The sequence below is a fragment of the Pseudalkalibacillus salsuginis genome, assembly GCF_021646685.1.
In the GTDB taxonomy this organism is placed as follows: Bacteria; Bacillota; Bacilli; order Bacillales; family Fictibacillaceae; genus Pseudalkalibacillus; species Pseudalkalibacillus salsuginis.
On sequence record NZ_JAKJHW010000005.1, the window covers coordinates 44425 to 66300 of the forward strand.

General features: G+C 36.5%; 19 protein-coding genes and 1 pseudogene. 19 read left to right on the plus strand and 1 reads right to left on the minus strand.

What is annotated here, in order from left to right; translation table 11 throughout:
* The first annotated feature begins 74 nt into the window (after window positions 1-74).
* The 11 genes from L1611_RS13530 to L1611_RS13580 all read left to right on the plus strand — a co-directional run bounded on the left by L1611_RS13530 (window position 75) and on the right by L1611_RS13580 (window position 11428).
* Complete coding sequence (locus L1611_RS13530; RefSeq protein ID WP_236314037.1) at window positions 75-1274, plus strand: S1C family serine protease; 1200 nt, start codon at window positions 75-77, stop codon at window positions 1272-1274.
* Between the two features lie 84 nt (window positions 1275-1358).
* On the plus strand, window positions 1359-1517 hold the full coding sequence (locus tag L1611_RS13535; RefSeq protein WP_236314039.1) for a CxxH/CxxC protein: 159 nt from the start codon (window positions 1359-1361) through the stop codon (window positions 1515-1517).
* Between the two features lie 82 nt (window positions 1518-1599).
* On the plus strand, window positions 1600-2079 hold the full coding sequence (rlmH, locus tag L1611_RS13540) for a 23S rRNA (pseudouridine(1915)-N(3))-methyltransferase RlmH (RefSeq protein WP_236314044.1): 480 nt from the start codon (window positions 1600-1602) through the stop codon (window positions 2077-2079).
* A gap of 1411 nt (window positions 2080-3490) precedes the next feature.
* On the plus strand, window positions 3491-4327 hold the full coding sequence (locus L1611_RS13545; protein WP_236314046.1) for a sugar phosphate isomerase/epimerase family protein: 837 nt from the start codon (window positions 3491-3493) through the stop codon (window positions 4325-4327).
* 312 nt (window positions 4328-4639) lie between these two features.
* Window positions 4640-5620 (plus strand): tripartite tricarboxylate transporter substrate binding protein, encoded by a 981-nt coding sequence (locus L1611_RS13550; protein ID WP_236314048.1) that lies wholly within the window; start codon window positions 4640-4642, stop codon window positions 5618-5620.
* Between the two features lie 65 nt (window positions 5621-5685).
* On the plus strand, window positions 5686-6204 hold the full coding sequence (locus L1611_RS13555) for a tripartite tricarboxylate transporter TctB family protein (protein WP_236314050.1): 519 nt from the start codon (window positions 5686-5688) through the stop codon (window positions 6202-6204).
* Between the two features lie 20 nt (window positions 6205-6224).
* Window positions 6225-7736: a tripartite tricarboxylate transporter permease gene (locus tag L1611_RS13560; RefSeq protein WP_236314053.1), complete on the plus strand. Its 1512-nt coding sequence runs from the start codon at window positions 6225-6227 to the stop codon at window positions 7734-7736.
* A gap of 21 nt (window positions 7737-7757) precedes the next feature.
* Window positions 7758-8756 carry a PdxA family dehydrogenase gene (locus L1611_RS13565; RefSeq protein ID WP_236314054.1) on the plus strand — a complete coding sequence of 333 codons (999 nt, stop codon included), beginning with the start codon at window positions 7758-7760 and terminating at the stop codon, window positions 8754-8756.
* A gap of 227 nt (window positions 8757-8983) precedes the next feature.
* Window positions 8984-10000: a dihydroxyacetone kinase subunit DhaK gene (locus tag L1611_RS13570; protein ID WP_236314055.1), complete on the plus strand. Its 1017-nt coding sequence runs from the start codon at window positions 8984-8986 to the stop codon at window positions 9998-10000.
* Window positions 10000-10662 carry a dihydroxyacetone kinase subunit DhaL gene (gene dhaL, locus L1611_RS13575; protein WP_236314056.1) on the plus strand — a complete coding sequence of 221 codons (663 nt, stop codon included), beginning with the start codon at window positions 10000-10002 and terminating at the stop codon, window positions 10660-10662. The genes L1611_RS13570 and dhaL overlap by 1 nt, the downstream gene beginning before the upstream one ends.
* Window positions 10655-11428, plus strand: a complete 774-nt coding sequence (locus L1611_RS13580) for a triose-phosphate isomerase (protein ID WP_236314057.1) — start codon at window positions 10655-10657, stop codon at window positions 11426-11428. Before dhaL ends, L1611_RS13580 begins: the two co-directional genes overlap by 8 nt.
* Before the next feature lie 58 nt (window positions 11429-11486).
* On the opposite strand, the gene L1611_RS13585 is transcribed toward L1611_RS13580, so the two are convergent.
* On the minus strand, window positions 11487-12257 hold the full coding sequence (locus L1611_RS13585; RefSeq protein WP_236314058.1) for a DeoR/GlpR family DNA-binding transcription regulator: 771 nt from the start codon (window positions 12255-12257) through the stop codon (window positions 11487-11489).
* 287 nt (window positions 12258-12544) lie between these two features.
* Between L1611_RS13585 and rpiB the strand changes: the two genes are divergently transcribed.
* From rpiB to L1611_RS13625, 8 genes and pseudogenes are all read left to right on the plus strand, one after another.
* A complete protein-coding gene (rpiB, locus tag L1611_RS13590) occupies window positions 12545-13021 on the plus strand; it encodes a ribose 5-phosphate isomerase B (protein WP_236314059.1) in 477 nt (158 codons plus the stop codon).
* A gap of 63 nt (window positions 13022-13084) precedes the next feature.
* Window positions 13085-14026, plus strand: coding sequence for a class II fructose-bisphosphatase (glpX, locus tag L1611_RS13595; protein ID WP_236314061.1), 942 nt, complete (start codon window positions 13085-13087; stop codon window positions 14024-14026).
* A gap of 83 nt (window positions 14027-14109) precedes the next feature.
* Window positions 14110-16116, plus strand: coding sequence for a transketolase (gene tkt / locus L1611_RS13600; RefSeq protein WP_236314063.1), 2007 nt, complete (start codon window positions 14110-14112; stop codon window positions 16114-16116).
* Window positions 16117-16259: 143 nt separating this feature from the next.
* Window positions 16260-16868 (plus strand): annotated as a pseudogene (ribB, locus tag L1611_RS13605) (3,4-dihydroxy-2-butanone-4-phosphate synthase); the annotation flags it as partial.
* A 750-nt stretch (window positions 16869-17618) separates the two neighbouring features.
* Window positions 17619-18284, plus strand: coding sequence for a fructose-6-phosphate aldolase (fsa, locus tag L1611_RS13610; protein WP_236314065.1), 666 nt, complete (start codon window positions 17619-17621; stop codon window positions 18282-18284).
* Between the two features lie 578 nt (window positions 18285-18862).
* Window positions 18863-19831: an ABC transporter substrate-binding protein gene (locus L1611_RS13615; RefSeq protein WP_236314067.1), complete on the plus strand. Its 969-nt coding sequence runs from the start codon at window positions 18863-18865 to the stop codon at window positions 19829-19831.
* Between the two features lie 3 nt (window positions 19832-19834).
* Entirely contained in the window at window positions 19835-20839 is a 1005-nt protein-coding gene (locus tag L1611_RS13620) for a FecCD family ABC transporter permease (protein WP_236314069.1), read from the plus strand.
* A complete protein-coding gene (locus tag L1611_RS13625; protein WP_236314071.1) occupies window positions 20836-21876 on the plus strand; it encodes a FecCD family ABC transporter permease in 1041 nt (346 codons plus the stop codon). Before L1611_RS13620 ends, L1611_RS13625 begins: the two co-directional genes overlap by 4 nt.

Genomic DNA, 21876 nt, shown 5'->3' on the forward strand with positions numbered 1-21876 from the left:
ATATTCCGAAGTCTGACGGTTTTTTTTGTCTATAATGGGCATAACAAAGATAACTGAAAGGGATGATGAGATAAATGGGTTACTATGATCAAGATCCTCGTAATCCTCAAAGACCAAAGGGGAACAAATCAAAAGGTTTTTTAATGGGTTTGACAGGTGTCTTACTGGGAGCTCTTCTCGTTATTTTCGCCACTGATTTCGGGTTATTTTCAGATATGGAATTAAACCCGAACAAGAACGCTGCAGGGGATACCGAACAAAATGTAACAAATGAAACGGTAAACGTAGATGTCAATACAGCTATCACAGAAGCTGTCGAAAAGGCACAAGGCTCTGTCGTCGAAGTCGAAAATATACAAAAATCAAGTATGTTTTCACAGGACGGTCAAGCTGGTGTCGGCTCTGGGGTCATTTATAAAAAAGAGGGCGGGAAGGCTTTCATCGTCACAAACCATCATGTTGTTGCAAACGCCGCACAATTGGAGGTTGCCCTTGTTGATGGTACGAAATTAGAGGCAAAACTGCTCGGTTCTGACCAAATCATGGATCTGGCTGTATTACAAGTTGACGGAAGTAAAATCGATGAAGTTGCTGAGTTTGGCAGTTCCAGCAATTTAAAACCTGGAGAACCCGCTATTGCTATCGGAAACCCTCTAGGAAACTTTCCTGGTACAGTCACACAAGGAATCGTCAGTGCCGCTGATCGGACGATTGGAGTTGACCCTAACAAAGATGGTCAACCAGATTGGCAGGCTGAAGTGATCCAAACAGATGCAGCGATCAACCCTGGTAACAGCGGGGGTGCTCTTATCAACATTAAGGGCCAGGTCATTGGCATCAACTCAATGAAAATAGCAGAACAGGCCGTAGAAGGAATCGGATTTGCCATTCCATCTGATATTGCCCGGCCGATCATTGAAGATCTTGAGAAGCAGGGAAAAGTCATGCGGCCATATATGGGAGTTGAAATTGTACCGCTTTCCCAAGTATCGAACTATCACAGGCAACAAACCTTGAAAATTCCGAATGATGTAACTCAGGGAGTTGTCATAATGGGAGTTGAATCGACATCGCCAGCAGCTAGTGCCGGCTTGAAGGAATTCGATGTCATTGTCGAGCTTGATGGCAAGAAGGTCAATTCACCAGCTGAATTAAGAAAACATCTTTATACAAATAAAGAAATCGGAGATGAATTGGAAATAACGTATTATCATGAAGGGGAAAAGAAGACGGCAACAATGAAATTAGGAGAATCAAAAGGTTCGGGAGAGTAATCATCACTCTCCCTTTTTCATGTCGAAATAACAGATATGCTACACTATGAATAGGTGAACAATGGAAAAGGAAGTGGACCAAAAGTGATCGTTTGCTGTAAAGAACATGTAGAACTGGCTTTGGAAGTCATCGTTGATGAATATGAAACAGCTCCTGAAATGAAAGAACTCACAGAGGCAGAGAAGTTATCCACAATCTGTGAATATTGCAAAAATAACGCCATATATATGGTATCAAACTAATGTTCCTATACAGAATGTGGATAGAAAATGTGTATATGTGGATAAAATTTGTGGATAACGTGTTTACAGAGGTGGACAACCTGTGAATATACAAATCGTCACTGTAGGTAAGTTGAAAGAGAAGTATTTGAAACAAGGGATTTCAGAGTATGTAAAACGGATTGGCCCCTATGCCAAAATAGAAGTAATCGAGGTTTCTGATGAGAAGGCGCCAGAGCAACTAAGTGGGAGTGAGATGGAGCAGGTAAAGAATGCAGAAGGCTCACGTCTCCTTGCAAAAATCGGTCAAGATGTCCATGTCATAGCACTTGCGATTGAAGGGAAACAAAAGACATCTGAGGAGCTTGCCAGGAATTTAGATCAGCTCGCTACTTATGGAAAATCAAAAATAGCCTTCGTGATCGGAGGTTCTTTAGGGTTGAGTGAAGCAGTCTTAAAACGATCGAATGAACAGCTATCCTTTTCCAAAATGACCTTCCCCCATCAACTCATGCGCTTGATTCTGGTGGAACAGATCTACAGAGCATTCAAAATCAATCGCGGTGAACCGTACCACAAATAGAGGCAAAAAAAGTTGAAGATAAGGTGGCATTTTCTCCTTTGAATCGAGAGTAGAGGAGGATTTTTCCTTTGTATTATCTGATTCAAGGTACAGTGTATGGATAAGTGTAAATGACTTAGAAAGATTGACTTCAGAAAAATCAAACACAAGTTCAATTTTATCAACAGTTCGAGAACGACCATCGGACAGTTTGATGATTATCTTATTTAGTAAAAAGAGTTGCTTTTTCTTCTCTCTCGAACACTGTGGGAATACTTGAACATACTTTTCTAATAAATGCCTAACCACGTCGGGTGGAATAACTTTCGAGTCTGATGAACTTAATTGAATACTGAGTTCATTTTTCTTTTGTTCTAAGTCACCTTTCGACTTAGCCAACTTCTGTAACCGTTCCTGTAATATGGAAACAAGGAAGAAATTTTGTTCAAATGCTTCCATATATTTTTCCTGTATAGTATTGGCTTCTTTAGCTCTGTTTCAATACTCTCTAACTGCTCTTTTAGTTTCACATTAGATTGAACTGTGTCTTTATTAATATTTTCTATGCTTTGACTTAAGCCAGCTGAATCGTTCAAGAACTCTGTTATACGATTAATGACAGCATCTTCTGAATCGTAGGCTTTAATTGAATTCGCTTTACAGACAGATGATCCTTTGTTGTGAAATACACCACATACATAATAGCGATGTTTTCGTTTGCTTCCATAAGCATGGACACTTGGTGGATTCATCGCAGGTCTAACAGCTATCACAACGGTCTTAATTTTAAGCTTATTCTCTGGAGTTCTTCCGGGATTATAATAGAAGAAAGAGTACTTGGCTTTTAAAAAAATAGGTTCTTTTTGTGCATTTGGAGTATGTAAAATTCCTGGAATTCATAAGGAACATTCTTGTGTACTTTTACGATACAAAGGGATTAAGGCTTGTCTAAAATGTTGTCACTGAGTTGATTTAGGTTTGAATCTACTGATTTATAGATTTATTTTCTAGTATAGGTAAACTATTCTCCATGAGACCACTATTCAGATCATATCGAGTACGTCTTGAAACTCATTTAGAAGAAGACAACTAATCCTAATGGGGAGTTGTCTTCTTATTTTTTGTAACAGATAGGCAAAACCGTGTTAAATGTGTGCCAGTGCATCGTCCTGTTGAGTTTTATTAGATGTAGTCAGTCAACTGTTTCAGATTATTAATATTATTTTTTTGCATTTAATTTTCGTTTCATTTTCGTTTTTATTTAATATTTATTGAAAATAAATTATTTTTATCGAAATGTTTTATTTATTATTATTTTATGTTGACAAAATAATAATAATTGATAAAATTAAGAAAAGAAAGATAATGAAAGCGTTTGCGATTATGTTTAATTCAAGAAAATATTAAAACTATCAAATAAGGAGGGAAATGTGTGCAAATTAAATTCGGATGTCATGGATCTACTTGGGAACTAGATTATGATAAGGAATGTGATTATCTAGACCGAATAATGAATACCGTTAAGATTGCTGGCTTTAAAGGCATTGATGTGCAAGTAGCGCTGTTAGGAAGATATAAAAATCAACCTGAAAGACTTAAAGAGGAACTTGCTAAGAGAAAAATCGAGCTGGCTGCTTTAACTGTTCCGTTTACATGGGAAGGGGAAAATGAATCTGCTGAAGAAAAAGAACACGCAGATTATTACATAAATTTTTTGAAACACTTCTCTGGTGCTGTGATGAATGTGCCGTCCAGAGTAGGACCAAATAGAGATCATTTGTTAAAAAGGCAAAAAGAAATTATTAATTGTGTTAATTCCCTTGGAAAACGTGCATTTGAAAATGGTGTGGTCGCATCTTTCCATCCAGCATCACCCAAAACCTCTTATTTTAGAATAAAAGAAGATTACGATGTACTTTTTGAGGAAATAGACCGAAGATATGTTGGATACACACCAGATGCAGGTCATATTATGGCTGGCGGAATGAATCCTGTCGAGATTATAAGAGATAATTTATCAATTATAAAACATGTTCATTTTAAAGATTGCTCAGTTACATTTAAATGGAGAAAAATGGGTACGGGTGATATCGATTTCCCGACTATTGTTGAAACACTTCAAAACTATAATTATAAGGGTTGGATCATGGTGGAAGAGGAAACAGATGAAGCTGCCCAAGAACCTGACAAAGTAATTCACGATGTGGGTGAATATGTTCAAAGTCATTTGGTACCGATTACAACAGGGGTAAGGAACAGTGCCAAATAAATTGATTCCCTCCTTACTTATACCATAAATTTATTTTAAGGAATTCATTTATCTAATGCAGTTTTGGATAGAAATAGTGAATTGTATGGAGATAAGTTATTGAAAATGAAGTTAATGTTGCCATTGAAGTTCGAAGTAGAGTTAGTGAAGAATGTAGTTTAGTCGAAAAGATTGTGAGAAGTATCCAGAAATCAGTTTTAAGCAATTTGGAATTGCGTAATCTTAATTATAGTAAGAATTAGGAATAGGGCTTAATAGTAGATTATGATTACGTGAAAAAATATTTTATAAACTTTATAAAGGGGGATTAAGATGAGAGTAAAAATGAACATCAGTATTCTATTTCTTGGACTGGTTTTAATCTTGGCTGCATGCGGTGGAGGATCTGAGCAATCTGGAGGAGAGGCATCCACTAATTATCCAGAAAGAAAGATAGAAGTACTTGTAGGTCACGGAGCTGGTGGTGGTACTGACTTATTCGCAAGAGCAGTAGTAAAAGAATTAGAAGAAATCTTAGACGTTAACATTAACGTTGTAAACCAAGAAGGTGGAGCTGGAGTTATTGCTGCACAAAATGCTTTTAACGCACCTGCTGATGGTTATACCTTAGTAGGAGACGCGGCATTTCCTATTACAACTGCAGCTGGAACTAATAAACATGGCTTAGATGACTTTGTTCCAATCGCTCGTTTCCAAAGTGATACTTATGGTTTATGGGTAAACCCTGCAAAATTTGATAGTATTGACGATTTTATTCAAGCAGCGAAAGATAATCCTGGAAAAATCACTGTTGGTGGAACTGGATCTATGGGGATGGATGAGATAACAGTATTCCAACTTGGTCAAGTGGCAGGAGTTGAATTAAGCTTTGTTCCGATGGAAGGTTCAGGTGAAATGCACTCGGGTGTTATTGGAGGTCATTTAGATGCAATGGTAGACGAGTTTGGTCCAACAAAAGCATTGTATGAGGATGGTTCGATAAAACCACTAGTAGTGTTTGCTGAGGAAAGATTAGAACAATTTCCAGATCTGCCAACGACTGTGGAGAAGGGTTGGGATATAACAGATGGAAATGAGCGTGGTTTCTATATTAAAAAAGGGACAGATCCAGAGATTATTAAAATTCTAGAAGGTGCGATGAAAAAAGCTTATGACTCAGAAGAATATCAAAAATTGGAAGAAGAAAGCTATTTACATCTAAGAGAAGGTTGGTTAAATTCTAAAGAATTTACAACAAGAACAGAAGAATTAATTGAAAAATATAAAGCTGTTATGGAAGAACTTCAAAAATAAATATTGAAAAGTAGGAGGATCATTCAATCTCTCCTACTTTCTTCTTAAAAGTAGGAGGGATAAGAGTGAGCAATGTAATGAAAGACTATATATTTTATAGCATTGTCATTCTATTTGCTTTGTTTTTTTTAGTTATGACTCCGCAAATTAAAATAACAAATGGAACTTTTATTATTGGTCCTAGGCATTGGCCTTATATATTACTAACATTAATGTTGATTTTGGCCATATTTGGAATTGTTAAAAGTTACATTTTAGCTAAAAAATCAAAATCAATAGAATCTAAGGATCATGAAGATAAAATTGAACCAGAAAGAACGTTTTTTAAATTATCAATACCTATGATTTCCTTAGTATTGGTGATTTTATATGTGCTTTTACTTAATGCTATTGGGTTTATTATTTCTACACTCCTATTTTTATATGGAATTTCACTTCTACTTGGACAAAAGAAACAACTATATTCTATTATCTTCGCAGTTCTAACTACAGTAGTATTTATCGGATTGTTTTCTGTCTTATTATCCATTCCTTTACCACGAGGACTAGGTATATTTAGACAGTTAAGCTTGCTATTCTATTAGAGATTAGGAGGGTGGATTCCATGTTTGATTATTTAATTACTGGCATACTGAATATAGTCACTGATCCAATGAATATAACAATGCTACTTATTGCGATTGTAATTGGATACATTGGAGGTGCTATTCCTGGGGTAAGTGGAACGATGTTAGTGGTCATTATGTTACCAGTAACATATGCACTTGAACCAACAGCTGCTTTTATATTACTTACAGGTATATACGCAATTACAGCATTTTCTGGAGCAATTAGTGCAATATTACTTAGAACACCGGGCACACCTGAAGCGGTTGTAACAACCTTTGATGGATATCCAATGGCGCAGCAAGGAAATCCGGGGCGTGCACTAGGGATTGCAATCTTTTGTTCAGTCACAGGAGGAGTTATTGGAACATTATGCTTAATTACAATCACTCCTGCTCTTGCAAACGTGGCCTTATCCTTTTCCTCTCCTGAATACTTTGCTTTAACGGTTTTGGGTCTAACTGTAGTTGCTTCCCTTAGCGGAAAAGAATTAGCTAAGGGGTTGATTGGGGTATTATTTGGATTAATGATATCAGTAATTGGTATGGATCCTTTAACTGGAACTTTACGTTATACATTCGATGCAACAGTCTTAACTTCAGGAATTGATTTAATACCAGTTATTATTGGACTGTTTGCATTATCAGAATTTCTTAAGAAAACAAAGGACAGTCATGTTGTACAAGAAACTATTTCAAATGTAAAGACAAAAATCTTTGAAATAGAGATTTTCAAAAAAATAAAAGGAACAATGGCAAGATCAAGCATTATCGGAGTATTTATTGGTATATTACCTGGAGTAGGCGCTACCACAGCTTCTATGCTTAGTTATAGTGAAGCAGTAAGGTGGGCAAAAGATGAGGAGAAGGCAAGTTATGGGAAAGGGAATCCAAAGGGGATTGCCGCATCGGAAACTTCGAATAATGCTGCAGCTATGGGAACTTTAGTACCATTACTTTCATTAGGTATTCCTGGTGGCGCTACAGCTGCTGTCTTGTTAGGAGCTTTTATTTTACATGGCATGCAGCCTGGTCCAATGCTATTTAAAACAGAACCAGAACTAATGTATACGATTTTTGCAGGTTTGTTATTGGCAAATATTGCGATGTTAGTAGTCTCTAAACCTTTTATCAAACTATTTCAAAGAATAGTGAATGTTCCTTATCATGTTTTGGGGCCACTAGTTGTAGTATTTTGTGTAATCGGAACCTATACAGTAAGGAATAACTATTTTGATATTTTAATAATGATCTTATTTGGAATTATAGGATATATCCTTGAAAAATATAAATTTCCATTAGCGACAATTATATTAGGGGTTGTATTAGGCCCACTTACAGAAAGTGAATTTCGCCGCTCAATCCAAATGGCAAATGGCGACTTTTCAATCTTTTTTACCCGTCCTATTAGTTTAATATTAATCATTATTTCTGTATTAATGTTATTTTATCCAATGATTAACGACTATATTAAAAAGCGAAAATTACAAAAAATAAATATTTCAGCGTAGTAGATTGAAGGAGGAATTATTGTGAGTAAACCTACAATTGGATTGTTATATGGTGATGCAGCAGGTGTTGGACCAGAGATCGTGGCAAAAGCTTTATCAAACAAAGAAATATTAGATTCAGCTACTTGGATCTTAATTGGTGATGAAAGAGTTTTTAAACGCGGTGCAAATACAGTAGGAAAGGAATTCAACTATCAAAAAGTGGAGAATATTGACGATGTAAAGCCAGAAGATTCTTCTTTATGGCTAATAGATACAAAAAGTACTAATCCTGATGAAATTGAAATGGGTGTACTTTTAGTTGAATCAGGAAAGGCAGCTGGTGATAACCTTATGTTTGCATTGAATCTTGCAAAAGAAAAGAAACTTGATGGTCTATCGTATGCTCCGATGAATAAAAGTGCTCTATTTAAAGGAGGTTACGAATTTAAGGATGATATTCATTTAGTAGCTTCAGTTTTTGGTCTTGAAGCCGGTTTTAGTGAAGTAAATGTAATGAATGATGTTTGGTTTACACGTGTTACTTCCCACATTCCTTTGAAGGAAGTTGCAGAAAATATTACAAAACAAAGTGTTCTAGATAGTATTTATTTTACTAATAAAATAGTATCCAAAGCGGGGATTACTCCTAAAATAGCTATTGCAGGACTAAACCCACATGCTGGGGATGATGGGTTATTGGGAGATGAAGAAAATGAAGTTATATCTCCAGCTATTGAAGAGGCTAAAAAGAATGGCGTTGATGCTTTCGGACCATTTCCTGCTGATACGATATTCTTGAGATTGGACAAAGAAGACTATAATTGTTTATTGGCTATGTACCATGACCAAGCTCAAATCGGTATGAAAACAATGGGATTCAATAAAGGCGTTACAATTAGTGGAGGACTTCCAATCGTTATAACAACTGCTGCTCATGGTACGGCTTTTGATATAGCTGGAAAAGGCATAGCAGATCCAGGTGCATTTGAACAAGCGTTAAAGCTTGGTGTGCAATTAATTAATAATGGATATAAATAATATTTTTTAATAATGGGGGAGTGTCTAGTCAGTATTATAGTGACTATTAGGCACTTTTTTTCTATTAAATTGGAAAAATGATATTTTTATAGAGACTAATGATGTTAATAGAAATTATGAATTGTAAATTGACAGAAAATATATAAAAGATTAAAATAAAAAATGAAAGTAAATAAAAATAAATAAAATATATCAAAAATTCGAGTGGGTATAAGGAGGATTGGCAAGTGAAGAAGATTATAAACAATCCCGGTCATGTTGTTCAAGAAGCAATTGAAGGATATATGTGCGCTTTTAAAGACTCAATAACAAAAGTTGAAAATGTAAACGGAATTATACGTAAAGACCTTAAAGAAAAAGTTGCGATCGTATCAGGTGGCGGAAGTGGACATGAGCCATTATTTTTGGGGTTTGTAGGTGAGGGTCTTGCTGATGGGGTGGCCATTGGAAATGTATTTGCAGCACCAACACCCAATACTGTTCAGCATGTAGCAAAAGCAGTGAATCGAGGAAAAGGTGTTTTATTCGTATATGGGAACTATGCGGGTGATGTTCTTAATTTTGATATGGCATCCGAGTTGTTAGAGTTTGATGATATCCAAACTAAAACCGTTTTAGTGACAGATGATGTGGCTTCTGCTCCAGCGGAACGAAAAGGTGACCGTAGAGGGATTGCAGGAGATGTATTTGTTCTCAAGATTGCAGGCGCAGCTTCTGAGAAAGGTTGGTCATTAGATGAAGTAACACGTGTAACTCAAAAGGCGGCAGATCAAACATTTTCCATTGGTGTAGCCACAGCACCAGGTACAATTCCTGGAGAAACAGAACCTCCATTTGTGTTAGGTGATGATGAGATTGAATTTGGAATGGGGATCCATGGAGAACCAGGACTGAAACGTACGAAATTAATGAGTGCGGATGAACTTACAGATGAGCTAGCAGAAAAATTATTAGAAGAAAGCAATATACAACCAGGTGATGAAGTGGCTGTTTATGTAAACGGTTTAGGTTCTACTACATTATTAGAGTTGCTTATTGTTAATCGTAGAGTTGCCCAATTATTAAACAAAAAAAAGATTGATATTTATGATATGGACGTAAACAGTTACTGTACAACGCAAGAAATGGGTGGGTTTTCAATTACGTTATTAAAATTAGATGTCGAGTTAAAAGAGTTATATGATGCTCCTGCAAGCGCACCCTATTATAAAAAAACACAAAAGATCAGAGAGGGTGTTAAATAATGTCAATTGAAACTGCAAACAGTATTACAGCGAGTCAAGTAAAAGATATGTTTTTATATGTAGGTGAAAAGGTAATTGAAAGTAAACCTCTCCTAACAAAAATTGATAGCGCTATCGGTGACGGAGATCATGGTATTGGTATGTCTGTTGGATTTACGAAGGCAGCAGAAAATCTGAAGGCAAATGAATTCACAACGGTAAATGATGTTTTTAAAACAGTGGGTATGTCAATGATTTCATCAATGGGTGGAGCATCAGGGGTAATATTTGGGACAATGTTTGTTGGAGGGATAAAAGGTTTAGAGCCAAAGACTTCTTTAGATTTACAATTATTGGCTAGTATTTACGATAAGGCTCTAGAAGCAATAAAGCTCCGTGGTAAGGCGGATTTGGGAGACAAAACAATGATTGACGCATTTCAACCTGTGGTTGAAACTTTGAAAGTTTGTGCTAATAAAAATGAGAGTTTAGTAGAAGGGCTTAAACAAGCAGAAATTGCAGCTCTCCAAGGCGTTGAAAATACAAAGGATTATGTTGCAAAGTTTGGAAGGGCAAAATCATTAGGCGAAAGAGCGATTGGGCATCAGGATGCTGGTGCTACAACTGTTTCGATCATCATTAAATCAATGAAGGAATGGTTAGAAGGACAAGGCAATGAGTAAGATTTGGGTTGGAACTAACTGGAAAATGACAAAAACAATTGGAGAAGGAATTTCATACACAAAGGAACTTAAACAAGTAGCAAATGAATTAACTTCGAATATTGAGTTATTTATTATTCCTTCCTTTACAGCTTTAGTTGATATAAAGAAAGAAGTTGCGGAAACAAGGATAAAACTTGGTGCGCAAAATATGCATTGGGAAGATAAAGGAGCATATACAGGTGAAATTTCACCAAGAATGTTGAATGAAATAGGGATAGACCTGGTTGAATTAGGTCACTCAGAGCGAAGACAATATTACAATGAAAACGATTCAGATATTAATAAAAAAGTAGTTTCTGCATTAAAGCATGGGATGAAGCCGCTGGTTTGTATTGGTGAAGAGATTGAACAAAAAAATAACTTCATTTCTTTTGAAATACTTGCTGCACAGTTAAAAGTATGCCTAAAAGGGTTATCTGAAGAAGATGCTAAACAGGTTCTAGTCGCTTATGAACCTGTTTGGGCAATTGGTGAAAAAGGAATTCCTGCTGATTCTAATTATGTGGGGGAGGTTCATACCTTTTTACGTCACACATTAGTTGAAATGTTCCTGGAAAGTGGGTATGAAATACCATTATTATACGGCGGAAGTGTTAATTTAGATAATTTCTTAAAATATATTAATCACCAAGATGTAAATGGTCTTTTTGTCGGAAGAACTGCTTGGGATTTGGAAACCTTTACAGTTCTGTTACATGAGCTTGAGAAGCATCTTTATAGTTGATAATAAAACAAAGATACTCCTAAGGAGCATCCTTGTTCTTTTGTTAGTATAGCGGGTCTTAAAATACTTTTATATTATGATTAGACAATTCTTTAAGAAGTGAATCATCAAATTTTTTGTCAGTAATAATTGTGTCAATTTTTTCGCATGTAGCAAAAGTAGCTATTGAGCTTGTTCCTATTTTTGTATAATCTACCATTCCAACAACTTTATTAGCCTTTTCAACCATTATCCTTTTTAACTCTACTTCATAGACATTAAAGTCTGTTAGTCCTTCTTCAATAGAGAATCCACTTGCTGATGTAAACATGGTGTCTATATTGATTTTATTTAAAATACTTGTTCCTAGTGATCCTTCAAGTGCCATCGACCCCATTCTTGCCATCCCACCTATTAAGATGACATTAATTCCAGGATTCTCTTTCAACTCGATAGCAGTTGATATTCCGTTTGTTACAACGGTGATATGTAAGTTGGATTCTCTTAATAACCTTGCCAATTCGAGGGCGGTTGTACTCGCATCTAGTAATATACAATCTTTTTGCTCAATAAGCTGGACAGCTTTTTGGGCAATAATTATTTTTGAATCACGGTTTTTCTTTTCACGTTCAGAAAAACTTTTCTTTGATGATGAAAAATCTTCATTTAAAACAGCTCCACCATGCGTCCGGGTTAATAGGCCTTCTTCTTCTAGAACGTTTAAATCCGTTCTTAATGTAGCTTCGGAAACATTAACACCTTTTGCTAAATCTTTAACCGTAACTCGTTTTTTTTCTTCGAGTAAATTTAAAATTAATTGTCTTCTTTCGCTAGCAAATAATTTATCCATTTTAATCCCTCTTTTATTAGCCAATTGAATGTAAATGAAAATAAAAATAATTAAAAACAAGGTAAGTTATATATCCTTATTTATAATTATAATTCAATTTTAATCAATAGATCTCGAGATAGCAAGCGTATACTATATTTAATTTTATAGAATGTATTTATATTCACCTTAAAAACAAAAGTAAATGAAAATAAATATTGAAAAATAAAAATAAATGTAATAGAATGATGGTAGTTAAAAAATATAATACAAAGCTTTTTTGCAAACAAATGAAAGGGGATGCGAAAATGAAAATTGGAATTGGATGCGATCACAATGCATTTGATTTAAAAGAGGTATTAAAAAGATTTATTGAGAAGTCAGGTAACGAAGTCGAGGATTATGGTTGCTATTCAAAAAGTGCAATTGATTACCCTGATGTAGCGTTGAAAGTAGCTGAAGGAGTAAGTAATAAGGTTGTAGAAAGAGGGATTTTACTTTGTGGTACAGGAATTGGTATGTGTATAGTTGCCAACAAGTATCCAGGTATCAGAGCAGCTCAAACCCATGATGTTTATTCCGCTGAAAGAGCACAATTAAGTAATGATGCTCAAATTATTACGATAGGCTCCCAAGTTGTTGGGGAAGAACTTGCAAAAAAGATTGTTTCAGCTTATTTAAATTCCCATTGGGCTGGTGGTTCTCAACGTAAAGTAGATAGAATTGTTGGAATAGAAAAAGAGTTTTATACGGGTAAGGAAGATTCCTCTAGCACTTGCAGTTAAGTTTTTTATAATAACGAAACTTATAACATTACTTATAAGTAGTTTAAAAGGGAGGATGCTCCAATGAATCAATTAATATATGATTTTTTACATGTTACAGAATCAGCAGCTCTTGCATCATTGCCATGGGTTGGAACTGGAAATAAATTTGAAGCTGATAGAGCCGCAACAAACTCCATGAGAAACCTATTGAATAAGATACAAATGGATGGTGTCGTCGTAATTGGTGAAGGTGAAATTGATGAATCTCCCATGCTCTACATTGGTGAAAGAGTAGGAGCAGGGACAGGTCTAAAAGTTGATTTAGCAGTAGATCCAATTGACGGAACCACGTCTACTTCGAAGGGGCAAAATGATGCTATTACAGTAATTGCCGCTGCACCAAAAGGAACATTACTTCACGCACCAGATATGTATATGGAAAAAATAGCGACTGGACCAAAGGCAGCGGGCAAAATTGATATAAATGCAACAATTGAAGACAATTTGTATGCGGTTGCAAAAGCAAGTGAAAAGCAACTAAATGAGTTGACAGTCATTATCCAGGATCGAGAAAGACATCAGAAGTGGATAGAAATCATTCGAAGCATGGGTGCAAAGACATACTTGTTTGAAGATGGTGATGTTATTCCTGCGATATCTACATGTATTGATTCATTGAATATTGATTTGTTTGTTGGTATTGGAGGTGCTCCCGAAGGTGTTTTAGCAGCAGTTGGGATCAAAAGCTTAGGTGGAGATATGCAAGCAAGGCTTTTACCTAGTACAGAAGAGGAATATGACAGATGTAAAAGTATGGGGATTGAGGATCCGAATCAAGCATTAAGACTTGAACAATTAGTAGGTACGGATAATTGTGCTTTTATAGCAACCGGTATTACAAGTAATATGTTGCTAAAAGGGATTCGAAGTGATCAAAAAAAATACATTACTCATTCAATGGTGATAAGTGGATTAGATAAAAATTTACGGTGTACGGAAACGGTACATCTTATAAATAGTTAAGTTTTATTTATCTAGGTTGAGTAGGAAAATTTAAATTTTCTAAAAGAAAGAGATAATATATGCTTTTGCAAGGAGGAATCAATATGATTAGAGAAAAGTTGGATATTGATCAGTTATCTATTCAAACAATTAGAACGCTCTCTATTGATGCAATTGAAAATGTAGGATCTGGTCATCCTGGTATGCCAATGGGTGCAGCGCCGATGGCGTATACGCTTTGGACAAAGTTTATGAATTATAATCCGAGCAATCCGAATTGGTTTAATCGTGATCGCTTTGTTTTATCAGCTGGTCATGGTTCGATGTTATTGTATAGCTTACTTCATTTAACTGGATATGACGTTTCATTAGATGATCTGAAAAATTTCCGTCAATGGGGAAGTAAAACTCCAGGGCATCCTGAGTTTGGTCATACACCAGGTATCGATGCAACAACAGGTCCGTTAGGGCAAGGTATTGCAATGGCAGTAGGAATGGCTATGGCTGAGAGACACTTAGCTTCAACTTATAACCGAAAAAGCTTAAATGTGATTGATCACTTTACATACAGCATTTGTGGAGACGGAGATTTAATGGAAGGTGTGTCAGCAGAAGCTGCTTCATTAGCTGGTCATCTTAAACTAGGAAAATTAATTGTTTTATATGACTCAAACGATATTTCACTTGATGGTGATCTTAATTTGTCGTTTAGTGAAAATGTTGAAGACCGTTTTAAAGCTTATAACTGGCAAGTCATTCGAGTTGAAGATGGCAATGATTTAGAGGCGATCGCAAGAGCAATTACAGAGGCAAAAGCAAACACAGAACAGCCGACGTTGATTGAAGTGAAAACAGTGATTGGATACGGGTCTCCAAACAAAGCTGGAAGATCTACTTCACACGGTTCTCCTCTTGGAAAAGAAGAAATTAAACTAGTTAAAGAACATTATAAATGGAATTATAGTGAAAATTTTTATGTGCCAGAAGAAGTGAAATTATATTTTGCTGAAATAAAGAAATCCTCGGAATTAAAAGAACAGACTTGGAATGAACTATTTTCAATATACGAAAAATTATATCCAAGTCTTGCGAAGGAATTAAAAATAGCCATTTATGGAGAGCTTCCAGATGGGTGGGATGCTGCTATTCCTTCTTATAAGGTTGGAGAAGATAAGTTAGCGACTCGTGCGTCAAGTGGAGAAGTTTTAAATGCAATTTCAAAACATACACCTCAACTCTTGGGGGGATCAGCAGATCTAGCATCATCAAATAAAACTCTATTAAAAGGAGAGGAAAACTTTAGTAGTGCAAGTTATAGCGGCCGTAATATATGGTTTGGGGTTCGTGAATTTGGAATGGGTGCAGCCGTAAATGGAATGGCATTGCATGGTGGCGTAAAAGTCTTTGGTGCCACATTCTTTGTTTTCTCAGACTACTTACGTCCCGCTATCCGCCTATCAGCTTTAATGAAGCTACCTGTTACATATGTCTTTACACATGATAGTATTGCGGTCGGTGAGGATGGACCAACACATGAACCGATAGAACAATTAGCATCGTTACGCTGCATGCCGGGCTTATCTACAATTAGACCAGCTGATGGGAATGAGACAGCTGCTGCTTGGAAGCTTGCAATAGAGAGTACCAATGAACCGACAGTTCTTGTTTTAACTAGACAAGATTTACCGACCCTTGTTGATTCTGAAAAGGCATATGAAGGCGTGAAGAAAGGTGCATATGTTATTTCGGAAGCAAATGGAGAAAGAAGCGGCCTTCTATTAGCTTCTGGATCTGAAGTGTCTCTAGCGGTTGAAGCCCAAAAGGCACTGGAGAAAGAAGGTATTTATGTATCAGTAATTAGTATGCCGAGTTGGGATCGTTTTGAAAAACAACCGAAACCATATCAAGAAAGTGTGGTTCCAAAACATGTTAGAGCACGTCTAGGAATTGAAATGGGTGCATCCCTTGGTTGGAGCAAATATATTGGCGATCATGGAGCTGTATTAACCATAGACCAATTTGGAGCATCAGCACCTGGTGAAAAACTTATCGATGAATATGGCTTTACAGTAGTGAATGTCATTTCTCAATTTAAAAGCCTTCTTAAATAATGTCTAACGTATTGTGAGTAAGTGAATCAAAAAGTGAAAAAACCAGCAAGATAACTCTTTTTTTGTAGCAGAATTACCCAATAGGAATTCTGCTACTGTTTTAATCAACATAACTCTCATAAGGGAAAAGGCTAGGTGACAACATGTTTCATACAATTGAAGAAGCATTACAAGATTTGAAAAACGGGAAAGTTATTATTATTTGTGATGATGAAGATCGTGAGAACGAAGGTGATATTATGTCATTGGCAGAATACTCAACACCTGAAGTAATCAATTTCATGGCTACTCATGGACGAGGGTTAATCTGTACACCTATATCAAAACAACTAGCTGAAAATTTTGAGCTAGACCTCATGGTTAGACAGGATAACAATACAGATGTGCATCGTACCGCTTTTACAATTAGTATTGATTATAAGACAACAACAACAGGTATTAGTTCTCTAGAACGTTCTGATACGATCCGAGCATTGTTACGAGAGGATGTAACCCCATCTGATTTTCGCCGTCCTGGCCATGTCTTTCCATTAATTGCGAAAGAAGGAGGAGTTCTAAGTCGACCCGGTCATACAGAAGCAGCCGTTGATTTAGCAAGATTGGCTGGTGAAAAGCCAGCTGGTGTGATTTGTGAAATTATGAAAGAAGACGGAATGATGGCACGTGTACCAGATTTAATAAAGATATCAAATAAATTTCAATTAAAGATGATTACGATAAAAGACTTAGTTACATATCGTCGAAAACAACAAAGCGCAACAATGATTGAGAAGTGAATTTTGTTAATCTTTTGGTTGAAGTTTTTAGAGAAAGGGAATCCATTTCTATTTCGCGAATATCTGCGAACCTCCTCATTCGTACCTCGCTACAGGTCTTCTCAACAAGTTTTTCGGAGGTAACATATTTTTCATATTTGTGTAGGGACGAGGTTTTCAAAACATTATATTTTCAGAAAAAGGATAAAGTTCAACTGAAGGAAACAGGAAGTGATGGGTTTATTGTCCTTGGCGGTATGGTCCCTCTATTGTACAGACCTATGTTATTGAGGTAGTCGGACGGTGTTCAAGGTATATCGCGATTTGGTCAGGTGTGTATCTAGTAGCAGAAAAAAATATTCCAGAAACTGAAGCAAGATGTTGACGTTTTTAATGACGAATTCTGCAAGGGAATGAATGAGGGGAAAAATTCACAGTACTTTATTAGTTTCTGAAGGTGTGGGAAAAGCAGAACGAAAAGAGTTAGTAAAGTATTCAGCAGAAAACAAATTTAGAGACAAAAGTAACGATTGGTGGACATCTCCAACGCGGGGTTCCCCAAGTGTATACGACCGAATGGAAGCCGAATGGCTGCAAAAGCTGTGGACTTATAACTAGAAGGGAAGCAGATATTTTGCTTGGCTTTAGTTTGCTCGTTTGGATCCTACATGAATGAATGCCTTAGGAAAAGTTGAATTGATCACAACATCTATCGATTAAAAAAATAAAAATTGGAGGAGTAAGAAGATGAAATTTTTTGTTGATACTGCAAATCTTGAAGATATTCAAAAAGCATATAAAATTGGTGTATTATCAGGTGTCACTACAAATCCTTCCTTAGTAGCTAAAGAAAGAATAAAATTTGAAAATCGAATCGCGGAAATTTGCCAATTAGTTCCAGATATTGAGTCTGTTTCTGCAGAAGTAACTCCTAATGCTGTAATGGCTGATGAAATGATTGCAGAAGCTGAGGAATTGATTAAAATTAACAATGGTGATAAGAAAATAACAATTAAGCTTCCAATGACTTTACAAGGATTAGAAGCTTGTAGATATCTCACGAAAAAGGGTGTTAAAACTAATGTAACCCTTATCTTTACGGTAAATCAAGCTCTTTTAGCTGCACGAGCTGGGGCAACCTATGTTTCCCCATTTTTAGGTAGATTAGATGATATTTCTGAAGATGGAGTTCAATTAGTCACGAAAATTGCTGAGTTATTCCACTTGCAAAAGATCGATTCACAAATTATTGCGGCTTCCGTTCGTCATCCTGATCACGTTACACGTGTAGCATTAGCTGGTGCTAATATTGCGACTATTCCATTCAATGTAATTGAACAAATTTCAAGGCATCCATTAACAGATCAAGGGATTGATAAATTTGCAGCAGACTGGAAAAAGGTATCACAATAATAAATGAGTTTTAAGTGGCTTAATGCTATTTTGGAGTTAAGGTAAACACCACTAAATCATACTATCTGCCATCACCAATCAAGCCATTTAGAGTACGGAAACATCGTAATGAAACAAGAGAAGTGGCAGAAATCCTCTAAATAAGCATAAAAAAAGTATGTATAAGTAAAACGAATTAATGTAGATCAAACTATAAAAAGGCACCGGTAAGATCAGTTTACCAATGCCTTTTTTGCCTCTTAAATAACCACGGTGAACCGTACCATAGGTAAATGAGGTTTTTGATTGAACCCTGATAAGGTAAGTAGCTAAATATCAAAAATGTATGAATCCTCCTAAAGTGTAACCGGATCAGTATTGTCATTTAGTAAAAGCAGGAACCAATTGGTGTGTTTGTTATAGATCTATATTTTTTGCGTAAAAAATATAGAAAGGGTCTCTGATAATCTAGAATAGACAGATCACCTGATTCAGGTGTATATGCCCCCTATCCAATCAACAATTAACTTTACGTATTAATAGAAATGAATTAATATGTAAATAGTAATCGTTACGATTTAGGGTTAGGGGAGATTTAAATGATGAACCGAAACTTATTTTTCTGCTTATGTATAGCAATCGTTCTTTCTGCATGTTCAAATTCCACCACGAATAATGCTGAATTTGATAGAGCTGATGGAGAAGATGAAACAGTAAAATTAATAGATGATATGGGAACAGAGCTAGTGTTCAACTCAACACCAGAACGAATCGGTTGTTTGACAGAAATATGTGTAGACACGTTAAAGCAATTGGGACTCACTCCTGCTGCTGTAGCAGGTGATGGTATTACAAGTGAACCCGAATTTTTCGGTAATGAAGCAACTTCAATTCCAACAATAGGAGGTTCTTTTTTTGAACCGAATGTGGAAGATATCTTTCTGCAAGAGCTTGATCTCGTAATCGGCTTAGGTGGGGTTCACGAGAACATCAGAGAGGCACTAGGAGATAAGATTCCATTGTATATTGTATCACCAGAGACGTATGAGGATTCGATCCAATTTGTAATGGCCTTAGGACAGGCCCTTGATAAAGAGGCTGAAGCCGAACAGGCAGTTCAATCATTTAAAACGCATTTTGAAACACAAATTAATCGTGTAACTGAAAAACGAACAGCCCTTATTATGTATGGATCTGACACTAATTTTGGTATAGATACGCAAACATCTGTTGTTGGTTCTATGATAAAGAAAATTGCTAACTATCCTTGGAAGACCGATAATGGTGACGGTGGTCATAGTAGTGGGAGTGCACAATTATCTTTAGAAGAAATCTTGAAGCAAGACCCCGACATTTTGTTTGTGGAAACCTTTCGTTTCGGGGATGATTCACCATCTCTTTCTGAGCAATTGGCGAGCAATCCTGTATGGGGGGAACTAAAAGCTGTAAAAACAGATGACGTCCATGAAGTTCGAACAAATATTTGGGCAAATGGTCGGGGAATAGGATCGTTAACCATTATATTGGATGAGGCAATGGAACTTCTGTATCCTGATTTGGAATCGTAAAAAATGGTAAACAAGAGAATATACAAATCGATTTATGTAGGGACACCCTTGTTTTTATTAATAATTTACATATTCATCTTGTCATTGCAATTAGGCGAACCAAGACTAGATTTGGTTACCTTAGGTCAGGTTCTAACAAATCAATTTGAATTGGAGATTCACCGGATATCCGTTTGGGAAATTCGGATGCCTCGGTCTATTATGGCAATTATGGCTGGGGTGATGCTTGCCTTAGCCGGACATGTCTTACAAGAAACCTTCCAAAATGACCTTGCCACCCCTGAATTAATTAGCGTGACTGCTGGGTCATCTTTTGTGATGGCTTTTATCACCGTTTTTGGTTTGCCAGTCCTATTTATAGTACAACCTTTTCTGGCACTCACGGGTGGCCTTATTGCAGGTGGATTCGTTATAGGAAGTGCCAAAAATTCTTTTAAGAGAGGAAGTATCATTCTACTTGGTACAGCAGTTTCTGCATTTTTAAATGCACTTATTATCATTATTATTGCCTTAGGGAAAGAAAACCAAATAGGATTATTGTTTTTTTACTTGGCTGGCAGTTTGTCTGCTCGAAATTGGAGCCATGTATTTAATTTGCTTCCTTGGTTTATCATTTTTGTGCCACTAGCATTAGGGAGTGCAAGAAGCCTTAATGTCCTTCGTTTAGGGGATGAAGCGGCGGTAGGTAGAGGGGCATCCGTGATAAAAATGAAAATCCTATTGCTTGTGATAAGTGCAGGATTAACAGCGGTTGTAGTAGCTAATTGTGGACCAATCGGGTTTATATCACTTATCACACCACATTTAACAAAGCGATTGCTTCGTACGACAAATTCAGCACTAGGATTACCAATAACAGCGCTATTAGGTGGATTTCTTCTTCTAACAGGGGATTTGTTAATGCGTACATTATTATATCCAATTGAGTTGCCTGTTGGTTTGTTGACGACTATTATTGGTGGCAGCCTCTTTCTTACACTACTCTACAGAAGGAGTGTGAGGACTTGAGGCATCTATTCCTTTCTAAAGAGTGGCGTCTGTACGTTATATTAGTTATAAGCATTTTGGCTATTGGGATAGCGACGATGCTTTTTGGGAAAACATCTATTTCGTTATCTGAGCTTTTGTTAATTTTTAAGGGAGATGAAGCTAGTCCAATCGTCGAGCAAATTGTCATGCAGCTCCGTCTACCGCGCTATATTATTGCTGTGCTTGCAGGCTCAATGCTAGGTTTGGCTGGTGTTATTTTGCAAAGTATTACTAAAAATCCTCTTGTTGAGCCAAGTATTATTGGGGTGACCAGTGGCTGTGTACTTGCTGCAATACTAGCTATTACAATTGCACCCTCATTTTTAACAACATCAAGCGTATTACCTGTATTTGCTTGCGTAGGTGGTTTAATTGTCACGCTTTTGGTGTTTTATATGAGTAACAAAGCGGGGAATGGAGGCGTACATATTGCATTAATTGGTGTTTTGATATCCTCAATCCTCCAAGCCGCTACATCTTTTATCCTCTTAACGAGACAAGAGGCAATGGGGAGTGTTCTACTTTGGATTATTGGCTCTTTAAATGGAAGAGTTTGGATTCATGTTTATATTATTCTCCCATTTGCATTTATCGGCATTACGCTTGGGTTATTATCAGCAAGTTTAACGAACGGATTAAGATTAGGTGATACACAAGCTTCACTTTTGGGTTTGTCTGTTACGAAAACACGCCTATTATTACTAGGTCTCTCAGCTGTCCTGACTGCAGGTGCCGTATCGGTAGTGGGTGCTATCGGGTTTATTGGCTTAATTGGACCGCATCTTGCCAAACGCTTTGTTGGAGAGGATGCTCGTAAAAGTTTTCCATTGAGTATTTTGATTTCTGCTTTGATACTCTCAGGTTCTGACTTTGTTGCTCAAAATCTGATCGTGGCTCTTCCAATCCCGTCATTTAATCAAGAACCTCAATTGCCTGCTGGTGCCATAACAGCTTTACTAGGTGCACCGTTTTTTCTTTACGTTCTTCACAAACATGTTGTGAAAAGAGGGATATGA

Excerpts from the sequence above, each read along its gene's own strand:
- L1611_RS13530 (WP_236314037.1), top strand. The coding sequence starts at position 75 with ATGGGTTACTATGATCAAGATCCTCGTAATCCTCAAAGACCAAAGGGG.
- L1611_RS13550 (WP_236314048.1), top strand. The coding sequence starts at position 4,640 with ATGAGAGTAAAAATGAACATCAGTATTCTATTTCTTGGACTGGTTTTA.
- L1611_RS13560 (WP_236314053.1), top strand. The coding sequence starts at position 6,225 with ATGTTTGATTATTTAATTACTGGCATACTGAATATAGTCACTGATCCA.
- dhaL (WP_236314056.1), top strand. The coding sequence starts at position 10,000 with ATGTCAATTGAAACTGCAAACAGTATTACAGCGAGTCAAGTAAAAGAT.
- L1611_RS13580 (WP_236314057.1), top strand. The coding sequence starts at position 10,655 with ATGAGTAAGATTTGGGTTGGAACTAACTGGAAAATGACAAAAACAATT.
- L1611_RS13585 (WP_236314058.1), bottom strand. The coding sequence starts at position 12,257 with ATGGATAAATTATTTGCTAGCGAAAGAAGACAATTAATTTTAAATTTA.
- rpiB (WP_236314059.1), top strand. The coding sequence starts at position 12,545 with ATGAAAATTGGAATTGGATGCGATCACAATGCATTTGATTTAAAAGAG.
- glpX (WP_236314061.1), top strand. The coding sequence starts at position 13,085 with ATGAATCAATTAATATATGATTTTTTACATGTTACAGAATCAGCAGCT.
- tkt (WP_236314063.1), top strand. The coding sequence starts at position 14,110 with ATGATTAGAGAAAAGTTGGATATTGATCAGTTATCTATTCAAACAATT.
- fsa (WP_236314065.1), top strand. The coding sequence starts at position 17,619 with ATGAAATTTTTTGTTGATACTGCAAATCTTGAAGATATTCAAAAAGCA.
- L1611_RS13615 (WP_236314067.1), top strand. The coding sequence starts at position 18,863 with ATGATGAACCGAAACTTATTTTTCTGCTTATGTATAGCAATCGTTCTT.
- L1611_RS13620 (WP_236314069.1), top strand. The coding sequence starts at position 19,835 with ATGGTAAACAAGAGAATATACAAATCGATTTATGTAGGGACACCCTTG.